Origin of the sequence: Anoxybacillus sp. B2M1 (assembly GCF_001634265.1) — a bacterium.
GTDB classification, from domain to species: Bacteria; Bacillota; Bacilli; order Bacillales; family Anoxybacillaceae; genus Anoxybacteroides; species Anoxybacteroides rupiense.
This window is the reverse complement of sequence record NZ_CP015435.1, coordinates 899,505-913,297: the sequence shown is the minus strand read 5'-3', so window position 1 is coordinate 913,297 and position 13,793 is coordinate 899,505. Positions and strand designations below refer to the sequence as shown.

12 protein-coding genes are annotated in these 13,793 nt (G+C 41.6%); 10 read left to right on the top strand and 2 right to left on the bottom strand.

Translation table 11 applies throughout. The features are described from left to right. Positions 1-23 precede the first annotated feature (23 nt). Positions 24-209: a hypothetical protein gene (locus GFC28_RS20085; RefSeq protein ID WP_172798624.1), complete on the bottom strand. Its 186-nt coding sequence runs from the start codon at positions 207-209 to the stop codon at positions 24-26. Positions 210-509: 300 nt separating this feature from the next. On the opposite strand from GFC28_RS20085, the gene GFC28_RS04445 reads away from it, so the two are divergent. The 8 genes from GFC28_RS04445 to GFC28_RS04410 all read left to right on the top strand — a co-directional run bounded on the left by GFC28_RS04445 (position 510) and on the right by GFC28_RS04410 (position 10,956). Next, positions 510-809, top strand: a complete 300-nt coding sequence (locus tag GFC28_RS04445; RefSeq protein ID WP_044746833.1) for a MerR family transcriptional regulator — start codon at positions 510-512, stop codon at positions 807-809. Positions 810-904: 95 nt separating this feature from the next. Beyond that, positions 905-2,374 carry a Na+/H+ antiporter NhaC family protein gene (locus GFC28_RS04440; RefSeq protein WP_044746832.1) on the top strand — a complete coding sequence of 490 codons (1,470 nt, stop codon included), beginning with the start codon at positions 905-907 and terminating at the stop codon, positions 2,372-2,374. Positions 2,375-2,926: 552 nt separating this feature from the next. After that, positions 2,927-3,886 carry an endonuclease I family protein gene (locus tag GFC28_RS04435; protein ID WP_082063882.1) on the top strand — a complete coding sequence of 320 codons (960 nt, stop codon included), beginning with the start codon at positions 2,927-2,929 and terminating at the stop codon, positions 3,884-3,886. A gap of 702 nt (positions 3,887-4,588) precedes the next feature. Continuing rightward, a complete protein-coding gene (locus GFC28_RS04430) occupies positions 4,589-5,170 on the top strand; it encodes a DUF5317 domain-containing protein (RefSeq protein WP_044746831.1) in 582 nt (193 codons plus the stop codon). Positions 5,171-5,327: 157 nt separating this feature from the next. Further along, positions 5,328-7,163 carry a diguanylate cyclase gene (locus GFC28_RS04425; protein WP_044743506.1) on the top strand — a complete coding sequence of 612 codons (1,836 nt, stop codon included), beginning with the start codon at positions 5,328-5,330 and terminating at the stop codon, positions 7,161-7,163. Positions 7,164-7,417: 254 nt separating this feature from the next. Continuing rightward, a complete protein-coding gene (locus GFC28_RS04420; protein ID WP_044743421.1) occupies positions 7,418-8,170 on the top strand; it encodes a DeoR/GlpR family DNA-binding transcription regulator in 753 nt (250 codons plus the stop codon). Continuing rightward, the gene (pfkB, locus tag GFC28_RS04415) at positions 8,167-9,078 is read left to right on the top strand and encodes a 1-phosphofructokinase (RefSeq protein ID WP_044743422.1); all 912 of its coding nucleotides are present in this window, start codon (positions 8,167-8,169) and stop codon (positions 9,076-9,078) included. The genes GFC28_RS04420 and pfkB overlap by 4 nt, the downstream gene beginning before the upstream one ends. A 15-nt stretch (positions 9,079-9,093) precedes the next feature. Beyond that, positions 9,094-10,956 carry a PTS fructose transporter subunit IIABC gene (locus GFC28_RS04410; protein WP_044743423.1) on the top strand — a complete coding sequence of 621 codons (1,863 nt, stop codon included), beginning with the start codon at positions 9,094-9,096 and terminating at the stop codon, positions 10,954-10,956. A 251-nt stretch (positions 10,957-11,207) separates the two neighbouring features. Here the strand turns inward: GFC28_RS04410 and GFC28_RS04405 are convergent, their stop codons facing one another. Next, positions 11,208-11,459 carry a hypothetical protein gene (locus GFC28_RS04405; protein ID WP_044743424.1) on the bottom strand — a complete coding sequence of 84 codons (252 nt, stop codon included), beginning with the start codon at positions 11,457-11,459 and terminating at the stop codon, positions 11,208-11,210. Positions 11,460-11,827: 368 nt separating this feature from the next. Between GFC28_RS04405 and GFC28_RS04400 the strand changes: the two genes are divergently transcribed. Together GFC28_RS04400 and GFC28_RS04395 are read left to right on the top strand one after the other, a co-directional pair. Next, a complete protein-coding gene (locus tag GFC28_RS04400; RefSeq protein WP_044743425.1) occupies positions 11,828-12,691 on the top strand; it encodes a permease in 864 nt (287 codons plus the stop codon). A 209-nt stretch (positions 12,692-12,900) separates the two neighbouring features. Further along, complete coding sequence (locus tag GFC28_RS04395; protein ID WP_044743426.1) at positions 12,901-13,755, top strand: TIGR03943 family putative permease subunit; 855 nt, start codon at positions 12,901-12,903, stop codon at positions 13,753-13,755. The last annotated feature ends 38 nt before the right edge of the window (positions 13,756-13,793 follow it).

Genomic DNA, 13,793 nt, shown 5'->3' with positions numbered 1-13,793 from the left:
GAGAGGCAGGGGGCGATGAAAGGTCATCTGTTTTGTACGAATCGCAACAATTCGTACGCTCGATCGCCGACAAGAAGAATAAGCTGTTCAAACAGTTCGTCGCGTTTTATATCTAAATCTACGACTTTTTTAGCTAATTCAAGAGCTTGCCGATTCAACATCATCCCCTCCGTTTCTTTTCCGCCGGCTTTTATTTTTCTCATATTCATGACGCAGATCGCTTACGGTCCATTGGGAAAGGAGATCGGGATTGACAAACTGTCCCGTCCTCATCAGTTCATAAATATAAAACTGCTTTTGTTTCGACAGGGCTTTCCGCATGAATGCTCCCATATGATCAACTCCCTTTTTCTTTTCATCTTATATGATTCAGCTAATGATTTCATATCTTTTTGTTAGTTTTTCTTACATAAAATCGGAATGATTGTTAATTTTTTTAACAATATGGTAACAGTTTTCCCTTAAAACTTTTATAATAATGTTAGAAAAACTATCATAGGAGGGGCGCCATGTCACATAAAGAAGATTCTTATAAATTCAAAAAGGTTATTTCGATCGGAATTGTTAGTGAGTTAACAGGGCTCTCGCAACGGCAGATTCGCTACTATGAGGAACGAAAGCTCATTTTTCCAGATCGATCAAAGGGAGCGCGCAAATATTCATTTGATGATGTAGAACGATTAATGGATATTGCCGATAAGCGAGAAGAGGGCGTTACGACCCGAGAAATTCGCAAAGAGTTGACAAAGGAAGTTAGAGAAAAAATGTTAAAAGGACAAATGAATGCTCACTTTCGTCTGCGCGGATAAACCAATAGCCAAAATGGAGAAGAGAATACATTTTAGCTGTACGAATCATACTAACATATAAAGTAAAAGATTTATTGACAAAGGAGCAGTTCATGATGGAGCCTTCTTGGAAATCTCTTCTCCCGTTTTTAATTGTGATTCCACTATCAATATGGACGCGGCAAGTCATTCCCGGTTTGTTTGCTGCGCTGATGCTAGGCAGCTACTTAATAGAGCCAACGCTGCTTGGCGGTTTAAAAACGATGCTGTCTTATGTCGTTCATAATCTTATGCAAACGAATAACATCCGAATTATTATGTTCCTTTATGTATTTGCTGGCTTAATTAGTATGATCAAATATACAGGAGGAATCAAAGGCTTTGTTCACCTCGTGAGCAAAAAGGTGAAAACAGCGAGAAGCGCTCTCCTGCTTACGTGGGTTTCGACGATGGTGACCTTTAGCGATCCTGATTTTCGGATTGTGACAGTGGCTCCTATTATGAAAGCGCTGAAAAGACGTCTTCATTTATCGTCCCAGCAAATCGGTTTTACAATTGAAGTGACCTCCAATCCTGTCGTAGCGTTGATTCCGCTGGCGACTGCGTTTGTCGGATACATGGTGTCGGTGATTGATAAAGCGCTGAAAACCGCCGGGATTCATGAAAAAGCCTACACCATTTATGTCCAAAGCATTCCTTTTAACTTTTTTTCATTCACCATTATTGTGGTTGGTCTGTATTATAGCTTTTTTAAATACTCGAAAAAAACGGAGCCGATGGCCGACATAAAAAAATGGAATCAGGCGGTCATGGTTGAAGCGGCAAGCGAGGCGGAAACCAATCCGAACGAGGCTCAAGGGGAAGAAGGATTAGAAACCTGTCCAAAGGCATTTGAAAAAGAAACGCCGATCAGGCCTTGGAATTTAATGATTCCTCTTTCATTTGTGCTTGTATTAACGTTATTTCTTAGCTGGTGGGACGGACGGAAAGGAGCAAACAGCTTTTTTGATGCTTTTCTGCGCAGCGATGCCCTTGGAGTCATGCTGGAATCGTTAATCATAACGGTCATCGTCGCTGTGGCCTACTTTTTATTTCAAAAATTTAAGCTAGCGGATTTGCTCACTCATTTTGTCAAAGGCGGAAATGAGTTAATGTCTGTCATTATTATGCTTTCATTAATTTGGGCGGTGTCCGCGATTTCTGAGGACTTGGGATTCTCGCAGTATATTACGGATCATGTAAAAGGCTGGATTCCTCACTATTTTGTAGCTCCTGTATTGTTTTTATTGGGTGCGCTGATTTCTTATTTTATCGGCTCCTCTTGGGGAACGTGGGGATTATTAATGCCGCTTGGCGTTACGCTTGCTCATGAATCAGGCACGAACATTTTATTAGTGATTGGCGCTGTATTTGCTAGCGGTACATTTGGCGCTTTTGCTTCCCCGCTTAGCGATAACACGGTAACGCTTTGTACCATTTTAGATCTGCCGGTGATTGAATATGCGCGCACGAAGCTGCTTCCTTCTTTTATTGCAGCGGGCCTAGCCGTCATTTTATTCAGCGTCATGTCGTTTATTATGCGGTAGTCTGGTAGCATGGCTGAAAAGCGGCTAAGTGAAAAAGTCTATATAAGGGTCACTTGATTCATATGGATCTCGTGCGGTTTTTCAACGGCCGGAGGAAGGTTTTTGAACTTGCCTCCGGCCGCTATTTTTTCAGAGCTTCCAGTTACTGAACCTTGCTTACTAGGCATGCCTCGACAGTTTTTCAAATGGTGAATATCTGCCAATCGGTTTTTTTGATATAATACAGATAATCACCCTTTTATTTGTCCAGTTGCATCATCGGCTTCATCCTGAGAGCTAGCTGCTACGTTAGTTGTAGACAGAAGAAACAATCAATCATCATCCCCTTCCTTGTTGTCTTCTCATTGTCTAGTGAATTCAAATGACCCGTGGCGTTCTAGTGTAAAATGGAAAGCCAAACAAGATGCGCACGGTCAAGAAAGCAAGCATTGACGTACCATATAGAGAAAGAATGATGATCCATATGCAGCCGTTTATCAATCAGGGGACAGAGAAGCTTGTTGTTTGCCTAAAAACCGGCGGATAAACCTCCTAAAAGGCGGGTGGAGGAAGATGGAAAATGAAATGAACCTGTTGAAAAGTGTTCAGGAGCTTGAACAGTGGAATTGCGAGGACTGCGATACGCAGTTGATGGTATTGAAGGAAAACCAGCAGCAAATCCAAGCGGATGCAAGGATCTATTACGATGAAACAAAAGATGGTCAAGCGATTAAGAGATATTACCGGAAGATTGAGCATCAAGCGGATAAGCTGTCCCTGTTTGTACAGTATCACGAACTGATTACAAAAACGCATAAGCGGAGATTGCCGTATTTTTTCAGTAAGGATGAGTATTTGTATACATGGGTCGATCTTCATCCGGATGGCTCCGTTCAAAGCATTTATTCAGGAGAGAAAAAGGCCCCGGAAACGATGATTGTCCGAGATTATGAAATCGTTAAAAAGAGATATGAGGAATTCCGGCTGCTGTTAAAAAAAATAAGAAAAAGTGAATTGAATGTCGAACAAAAGATAAAAGGGATTGAACAGCAATTTAAATTTAACACGGAGCATGTTGTGCCGCAATCATGGTTTGGAGCGCGAGAGCCGATGAAAGGAGATTTGCATCATCTGTTTGTGTGCCAGCCGGAATGCAATACGGTCCGCTCTAACTTTCCATATGCTGACTTTCCCTTCTATGAACCAGAATCACCTGATGAACTGATTCAAAATCATTGCGGCGTCGCTGAAAATGGCTTTTTTGAACCGGAATACGGAAAAGGGACAGTGGCAAGAGCGATGTTATATTTTTTACTGCGCTATCCGACGCAAATTGCCAAGGGAGTCCGCCGTAAAATTGATGTTCCGTTGCTTATTCGCTGGCACAAACAGTTTCCCGCTACGCTTTACGAAAGACATCGAAATCAAGCCATTTTTCTGATTCAAGGCAATCGCAATCCGTTTATTGATGTTCCGGAGTTAGCAGAGCATATGGTATTTCCGATCAAGCTCATAAAAAATAAAGCGATATAAATCGTGGTTATTTTTTCCGGGAGGGGCATTTAGGGGGACATAGAAGCAAGTAAGACAATCCTATCTCTAAGTAAAGGAGACGCTGGAACGCCTTCTCCTTTTGAAAGGTGGCCGAAGATCATCGCTTGGCAGGCAGTGAAAGGCGGTGCCGCTCGGCCATTTGTTATGCGAAATGATCGATAGAGAACGGAATGAACCTTTCTTTTCGTGGTGTAATCGAGTGCAACGGTATGAATGGAATGTGTCCACATTTCTCTCGCCAATGATCAGATAGGGTATTCGGACGACCGTTTTCGTCATCAAGATGCATGACGCAAAGGAAAGGTGTGAGGTCGATAAGCCGGCTGCTTCGCCTTCCGATTACCAAAAACATTCGTTTCCCTCGCTTCGCCTTTAAGCTGTATAATAGAGTTTGAAACGAGAAGAAGGGCGATTGAAAGATATCTTGATATAAATAGTTCTAAACTCCTATTTACATTTTTATACAAGAATAGATTTAATGGATATAAAGGGTAATAATTTTCTAAATATTTTTTCTGATTTTTGCATGAGAAAAGCAAGTGCTTGGACTGGCCTCCAACCATTGACTTCCCAGTTCTTCGCAAGGTGGATGTATATAGATTCAGAGAATGAGATGGCATAGGGCATGCGCGCGAATTTTGACGATTGATGGAAGGTGCGAGAGGCAAAGGAGAGTAAAAGATGGTCTATGACGGTATTCTTTTATCATTATTAATCGGTTTATTGCGCGGGGGAAATTTGAAAGGGATTGCCCATATAAACTTGCGCGGCGGCTGGCTTTTTCCTATTTTACTAGGGATTGAAATTTGTATTTTTATGTTGCAAAATAAAATAGATATAATTGGTCAAGCTAGCAATGTCTTGTTTCTTTTGATTTATGTAGTTGGTCTGATTTTTCTCTGGATGAATCGACACCAGCCGGGTTTTTTGGTGATTTTTGCAGGAGTGTTTTTGAATTTCATTGTTATGGCAGTCAACGGCGGAAGGATGCCTGTTTCCATTGAAGCTGCACAAACGCTTGGGCGGGAGTATGTTGAAATTTTGAAGGCTGGCATATATGGAAAGCATGAAGCGATTCACGCTTCCACTGTTTTGCCGTTTTTAGGAGACATTATTCCGCTTTCCCCGCCATATCCGCGCCGGCAAGTAATCAGCATCGGCGATGTGGTCATGAATGTAGGAGCGTTTCTCTTTGTTCAGCATCTTATGGTGAATGGACAGAATAATCCTTCTTCACATCAAACCGCCCATGAAGGGAGGTGAACAGGATGAACGCAACCGTTAAAAAAGTGCTTGTGAACCTATTCATCATCGGTTCTGTTATCGTGGCGTTGACATCGGGATTTCGCTTAACATAAGTCCAAGTTTGGAGAAGTGTTATACTTCTCCTTAAAACCTTTGAAAACGAGAGTGGTTAAAGATGTTTTCAAATAAATATTTTCATCAAAAAAATTTAGTTAAACTATATGTAGCAATTATTTATGGCGCAGGCTTATTTGTATGCTTGTGGAAAAGCAGTTTTTTTACTCAATCCTTAGAGGATTGGGTTTTAATTTATATGCTGTCTTCATCGGTTCTTTTATTAAGTTATTTTTCTATTCATCTTCCTCCGAAAGATAACTCATTTTCTATGGATTCAGCTATTTATTTAGCATCAATGTTTTTGTATGGTATTAGTTTAACATTAAATGTTTTGCTTTTTAGTATTATTATTGAATTATTGTATAAAAGAAGAAGAGTTGCTTCGTGGAAACATCTTTTTAATTTTTCTATGTATTCTTTAATGATGGTGGGAGCATATTATACATTTTTGCTTTTTGGTGGAAGAATAGGAGAGATTAATACCAACAATTTATTTCCATACATGATTAGTTTAGTAGTTTATTTTAGCTTGAATATTATGTTTATGTTTCTATTTTTCTTTCTGTCTGGGCAAATTTTCAAAGGTACTTTCAATTTGGGAGTTTTAGGAGAAGCTTGTATTAGTTATTTTGTTACTTTATTGCTTTCTTTGGTTTTAGCCATTTTATTAGAAGAACAAAAATATTTTGGTTTGTTTTTATTTACTGTTTTAGTCACATTGCTTTCATTTGTATTTCGAAAGTTTTTGCAGCTATATCAATCCGTCGCTGAACGAGCGAATCGGGATGATTTAACGGGTTTGTACAATCATGGTTTTTTTAAAGAAACGTTAAAAGAACATTTTGCAGATGTGAAAAAGTTGCCGCAATCTTTTTGCCTCGCGTTGCTGGATTTGGATGATTTTAAAAAATATAACGACTGCAATGGCCATTTGCGCGGGGACGAGCTGTTGAAGTTTTTCGGTGATTTATTGCAAGCCGAAACAAAGGAGAAAAATTATATTGTGGCGCGTTATGGCGGCGAAGAATTTGCCATTTTAATGCCGAACACAACGAAAGAAGCGGCCTTTTTATTTCTCGATCGGCTGCGTAAAAAAGTGAATGATACGTATTTTATTGGTGTTGAATATGTTCCTTATCGCTGTCTTTCTTTTTCCTGTGGAATTGCTGAATATGAAAAAGGAATGTATGACAGTGGTGAGTTAATTCATAAAGCAGACCAAGCCATGTATTATGCAAAAGCGCAAGGCAAGAATAATGTACAAATATATGACGAGGAAAATATTTGTTGGAGCCAAATTGAATTTAAAGAAGATTTGGAGGACATGGAGCAGCTGTTGAGAATTTTTTTGTCAAAGGATGTCTATACGTACCGTCACAGCAAGCGGGTCTTTACGTATGCGCTTGAATTCAGTGAACGGCTTGATCTAACCGATCATGAAAAACAAACGCTTATTTTAGGAGCGCTTATTCACGATATCGGAAAGATCGAAGTGCCGCGCGACATTTTAAATAAAAAAGGAAAGCTGGAGCCTCATGAATGGGAAATTATCCAAAAGCACGTGATATGGGGAAAAGAAATTTTAGCTTCGAATCGCCGGTTTGAAGATGTGCTGCCGCTTGTTGAGCTTCACCATGAACGATATGATGGAAAAGGCTATCCATATGGATTAAAAGGAGAGGAAATTCCGAAGCTGGCTCGCATCTTATGCATCATCGATTCCTTTGATGCGATGACAACAGAGCGCCCGTATCAGCCCACCAAGACATTTGAAGAAGCTGTGGCCGAACTACGCGCCTGTGCAGGAACACAGTTTGACCCTTATTATGCCCAGCAGTTTATTCAGTTTATCGAAACGCAATATATGCCGCGTTTGGAGCGGACGAATCGCTAGCCATGTATATGAATATAGAGTTCGTGTTGTTTTTTGACGGCCGAAGATGAGTATGTGGACTTATCTTCGGCCGTTATTTTTTAGAGACCTTTTGTTCGACCTTCAAGCTGTATTTATCGGGAATGATTATTTTTGATTGATTTATAGATAATTTTTGATTTTTTATGAATGAAATTGATTGATTTTGATTGATTTTTCGTTCGCCATACGATATGATGAAAGCAACGATATGATTCAGAAGGGGAGGTGAGACCGTGCTGACAGTGGAAAGACATCGCCTGATTCTAGAATTATTAGCAGAAAAAAAGATTGTGAAATTGCAGGAACTGGTTGAAGCAACGGCGTCTTCCGAATCAACCATCCGCCGCGATTTAAACCAGCTGGAGAAGGAGAAAAAATTGCGGCGCGTTCATGGAGGAGCTGCTGTTTTGCATCAAAAAAGAGAGGAATTGAGCATACTTGAGAAATCAGAAAAGTATATACAAGAAAAACGAATGATCGCTCAATATGCTGCGGGTTTTGTTGAAGCTGGCGATTGCATTTACTTAGATGCAGGCACAACGACTCTTGAATTGATACCGCATTTAAATGCCAAAGATCTTGTTGTTGTGACCAATGGCATCACTCATTTAGAAGCATTGCTGGAGAAAAATATTCCCACTTATTTGCTAGGGGGATTGATTAAAAAGAAAACAAAGGCGCTAATTGGCCGCGGGGCGCTTCATTCATTAGAAAATTATAGCTTTGACAAATGCTTTATTGGTGTGAATGGCATCCATTTTGAATACGGATATACAACACCAGATCCGGAAGAAGCGATGGTGAAAAGCATGGCGATTAAGCTTTCCCGGCAAGCCTATGTTTTAGCAGACCACTCGAAAATAAATGAAAGCACATTTGCGAAAATTGCCGATTTGCCAGCGGCTACAATTATTACAGATGAGTTAGATGAAGAACTGCTGGAACAATACGAAGCAAAGACCGAGGTTAAGGTTGTGACAAAATGATTTATACATGTACACTAAATCCTTCTGTTGACTATATTGTCGAAGTAGATCATTTCCAAATTGGTGAATTGAATCGAGCGGTGAGTGCAACGACCTTTCCAGGCGGAAAAGGAATTAATGTATCGCGCGTACTGAGACGTCTTGGTGTGCCAAATACGGCTTTAGGCTTTATTGGTGGATTTACAGGAGCCTTTATTGAGCATGAATTACAGCGCGAAAATATTCAGTTTGATTTTGTCAAAGTGCCGGAAGATACGCGGATTAATATTAAATTAAAATCGGGAAAAGAAACTGAAATTAATGGAAAAGGCCCGACGATTTCCTTTGATTCGCAAAAGGAAATGCTCAAAAAAATTCAATGTTTGCGGCCGGACGATTTTCTCGTGCTGGCTGGCAGCATCCCTTCCTCGCTTTCTGTGCGTTTTTATGAACAAATCATGGACGTGGCGAAAAAAGCGCAGGTAAAAGTGGTCGTGGATACAAGCGGCCCTGCCCTAAAGAGGCTCATGAACGACCAGCCGTTTTTAATGAAGCCGAATCATCGCGAGCTAGGGGAATTATTTGATACGGTTTTTCATTCGAAAAGAGAGGCCGTCATATATGGACGCCGCCTAGTTGAATGGGGTGTGAAGCATGTCATTGTCTCACTTGCAGGAGAGGGAGCGTTCTTTTTTGATAAGGATACCGCGCTGTTTGCTGAAGCGCCGAAGGGAGCGGTAAGAAATTCGGTTGGCGCTGGTGATTCGATGGTCGCAGGCTTTCTAGCTGCCTATACGAGCGGAAAAAGTGTGGAAGAATCGTTTGCTTATAGTGTCGCCTCCGGAAGCGCTACCGCTTTTTCGCAGGACTTATGCACAAAAGAAAATGTCGAGCGGTTGCTTGGCCAAGTAAAAATCATGCGCATTTAAAAGGAGGGTGTGATCGTGAAAATTACGGATTTATTAACAGAGGAAACGATAGTTCTTGAGGTGAAGGCGAGAACAAAGGAGGAAATTATTGACGAGCTTGCTCAAACATTAGAGCAAGCAGGTGTATTGCATGATTTGAAAGCGTTTAAAGAGGCGGTTTTGCTCCGTGAAGCGCAGAGTACGACGGGAATCGGCGATGGAATTGCCATTCCTCATGCGAAAACATCCGCGGTGGCCAGACCGGCGGTGGCCTTTGGCCGATCTAATCTTGGAATCGATTATGACGCATTGGACGGAAAGCCAAGCCATTTATTTTTTATGATTGCTGCTCCGGATGGGGCGGATCACACTCATTTGGAAGCGCTCGCCCGTCTATCATCCATGCTGATGGATGCCGCATTTCGTTCACGTGTTGAAAGCGCTTCAACTAAGGAAGAGCTGCTTTCTGTCATCAAAGAAAAAGAAGCGGCAGAAGAGATAGAGCCTGAAACGGCGCCAGCTTCAGCGAAAAAAATAGTAGCGGTTACAGCTTGTCCAACCGGAATTGCCCATACGTATATGGCGGCTGATGCGCTCAAAGCGAAAGCGAAAGAAATGAATATCGACATCAAAGTTGAAACGAACGGTTCAAGCGGTGTCAAAAATGAATTAACAGCGAAAGATATTGAAGAAGCCTCTGCTGTTATCGTTGCGGCAGATAAGCAAGTAGAAATGGAGCGCTTCAGAGGGAAGCCTGTGCTGCAAGTGCCTGTTGCTCAAGCGATCCGCCAACCGGAACGGCTGATTGAGCAGGCCTTAAAGCAAGAAGCACCCGTCTATCAAGGAAGTGGGGCCAAGCTGGAATCAACTCATGTGAAAGGACGTACAGGCTTTTACAAGCATTTGATGAACGGCGTATCAAACATGCTTCCGTTCGTGGTCGGCGGGGGGATTTTGATTGCGATCTCCTTCCTGTTTGGAATCAAAGCCTTTGATCCAAACGATCCATCGTTTCATCCATTAGCCAAGGCATTGATGGATATTGGAAGCGGCAACGCCTTTGCGCTTATGATTCCTGTACTTGCGGGGTTCATTGCCATGAGCATTGCTGATCGCCCAGGATTTGCGCCAGGAATGGTTGGCGGATTTATCGCAGCTAATGGCGGGGCTGGATTTTTAGGAGGATTAATCGCAGGCTTTTTAGCCGGATATTTAGTGGTTGGACTTAAGAAAGCCTTTCATAAGCTCCCTGCTGCGTTTGAAGGCATTAAGCCTGTATTGATTTATCCGCTATTTGGTATTCTTATCACTGGGTTTATTATGCTGTATGTAATTGTCGATCCAGTAAAAGCATTAAATGATGGAATGAAGCATTGGCTTTCCAGTCTGGGAACAGGGAATCTTGTACTATTGGGACTCATTCTTGGCGGAATGATGGCGATTGATATGGGTGGACCGATTAATAAAGCGGCCTTTACATTCGGACTTGCTATGATTGATGCCGGAAATTACGCTCCACATGCGGCGATTATGGCAGGAGGGATGGTTCCTCCGCTCGGTCTGGCCTTGGCCACGACATTGTTTAAGCGTAAATTTACAAAAGCGGAACGGGAAGCTGGAAAAACATGCTATATTATGGGCGCCACGTTTATTACGGAAGGAGCCATTCCATTTGCAGCCGCCGATCCGGTGCGTGTCATCCCTTCGATTATTGTCGGGTCGGCGATTGCCGGAGCGTTAACGATGCTGTTTAAAATCGGCCTTCCAGCGCCGCATGGCGGAATTTTTGTCATTCCGATCGTCAAAGGAAGTCCATGGTTATATATACTTGCTATTTTAATAGGATCCATCGTCACAGCCTTGATGATTGGTCTGTGGAAAAAAGAAGTGAAAGAATAAAAGATGGATAGGAAAACGAGGCGTGGAAACGCTTCGTTTTTTTATGAGAAAATTTTATGAAATTCTCATGAAAAGGATGGATCAGTCGTGCTAAAATAAAAAAGTTGCTGTTAGGGTATATTTGTCAATAACGACGGAATCGGTCGGAAAACGGTGTTGTGTGAACTTTTGCTATACATTCGTGCGACAGGTAAGTCTCTGGCGATTGGCTTCCGTCAGCGATCATTTGTTTCATCCGGCATAAAAAGACGCTATTGGCCAATGCGGATAAACGGAAACATATTCAACAAATAAGGTGTTTTATTAATAAATTTTTTGCCATAGACCTCTATATGATGATCCGATTGCCACGGGCAACCGATGCTGCTTCCTGCAAGTGGCTTTGTTTGTATGCGGCTGATTGTTCGGCGCTCAGTGGCGCTTTGGCGTGACAGAAGTCCGTTACCGATTGATCTTCCGTTGTCGAAAAAATGGAGGAGATGGGTTTCTGGTGAAAACTCCATCTGTATTTCCATATAGAAAGTTTGAAACGTTCAGTTGTATTATGATAGTATAACGATCATCGATGCTTCGCATACAGCAACGGCACGTCTGGAACGATGGAATCAGTCGGCTGATTGCAACATGATCCGTTGATGGAATGGCCAATATATAGTTGGAATTGGTCATGTTCACAGTTGCATGGATACGAAGGTTGAACCGATTTTTCCACTCATTTTCGTTACAGAAGTGCGTGGTGAAAAACAAGTCGCGAGACCCTTTCGACCGAGGGCTGTTACAGATACCATTTGTTCAATTGTTTTAGTTATAATTTATACAGATATAATGGGAGATCCTGTTATGAACTTTATTAAAGAAAAGGAGAGGCCGCATGAAGTCCTTTCTACAGCTTAATACTATTTTTGTTAGTATTTTAATAGAGTCTATTCCTTTTATATTAATTGGTGTATTTATTTCGGGCATTATTCAAATGTTTGTGACAGAAGAAATGGTCAAAAAATGGGTTCCGAAAAATAAAGTGCTGGCTGTCCTGTATTCAGCTCTCATTGGCGTGTTGTTTCCAGCATGCGAATGCGGCATTGTACCGATTACCCGCCGTTTAGTTACGAAAGGGGTGCCGCTACATGCTGCCATTCCGTTTATGTTGACAGGGCCTGTCGTTAATCCAATCGTCCTGTTTTCTACGTATATTGCCTTTGGCAGCAATTTTAAAATGGTGATTTATCGTGCGGTTTTTGCGTATATTGTGGCCGTCATGGTTGGACTCATATTATCGATACAATATAAAGATGAGCAGCTGCGAAACCAAGAAGTGATCCATGCTTCCCCGTCCCGGACATTGAAGGAAAAATGGATGGGGACGCTAGAGCATACGGTGGAAGAATTTTTTACGTCAGGGAAATATTTAATTATCGGTGCTTTTATCGCTTCTACTATGCAAACGTACGTCAAAACATCAACACTTCTGGCCATTGGACATGGGAAAATGACGGCATCTCTTGTGATGATGGCGCTGGCGTTTGTGCTTTCATTATGCTCTGAAGCGGATGCATTTATTGCTTCGTCGTTTCAAAATACATTTTCTTTTGGAGCATTGGCTGCCTTTTTAGTATATGGACCGATGTTGGATATTAAGAATACGCTTATGCTGCTTCAATCGTTTAAAACACGATTTGTGCTTGTGCTGATTGCTTATATTACACTCTTTGTTTTTATCGGCTCATTATTGATTTAACATAACCTGTCGAGAAGTCTCCCGCCTCTAAACAAAGGGTAAGTGGAGGGGAATTCATCAAGGAGAACGACTTTTCTGATCCGGAAATTTTACTATCCATATGGCTTGGAAGCAGGGCGATAGTTGAATCGATGAGATGAAGCAGCTTGGTGGCCATATCTTGCTGGCAGTTCAGCATAAAAAAGCGGTGAATAAGGGGGGGCGGTTCGATGCTGCGCACATATATTTTACTTGGCTTTGCTTTTGTTTTTTTTCATTTACATGCCACTGGTGATATAAGCAAATACATTAATATGCGCTACTCTTACTTGTCGTTTAGTGCCATTTTTTTGTTTGTTTTTCTAACGGTTATTCAATTTATCATCGCAAATCGAAAGGAGAAACATACACATCATCACCATTGTCATGATGATTGCTGCCATCATCATGAAGAGGGGCAGCCGAAGTGGAAAAAAGCGCTTAATTATGCTATTTTCATTTTTCCGATCGTCTCAGCATTAGCATTTCCCATCGCTACGTTGGATTCAGACATTGTCAAAGCCAAAGGGTTTCATATTCCAGGATTTGATACGCAAAGCGAAGACCCTACCGTGCAGCGGCAGTTTTTGCGTCCTGATACAAGCATTTATTATGATCGAAGCGGCTATGAGGATTTAATGAGAAAGGATTTGGCTCAGTTCTCTAAAAAATCCAGTCTGATTCTCAATGACCAAAACTATTTAAAAGCGATTGAGACCATTTATCAATTTCCAGGTGAGTTTAGCGATAAAGAGATTGAATTGGATGGCTTTGTTTACCATGATGAAACAACGAATAAGGACCAAGTATTTATTTTGCGATTTGGTATCATCCATTGTGTAGCTGATTCAGGGGTCTATGGACTGCTGGCTGAGTTTGCAAAACCGCCTGCTCTCAAAAATGATGAATGGATTCATATAAAAGGGGAACTATCCACTATGTATTACCAGCCGTATAATGCTGTTATTCCATATGTGAAGGTAGCATCTTGGCATACGATGAAACAACCGGAAGAGCCCTATGTGTTTCGCGGCTATGACCGTTAGCAAATGGAATAGGAGATGGATGATCGTCAGACAGCCCT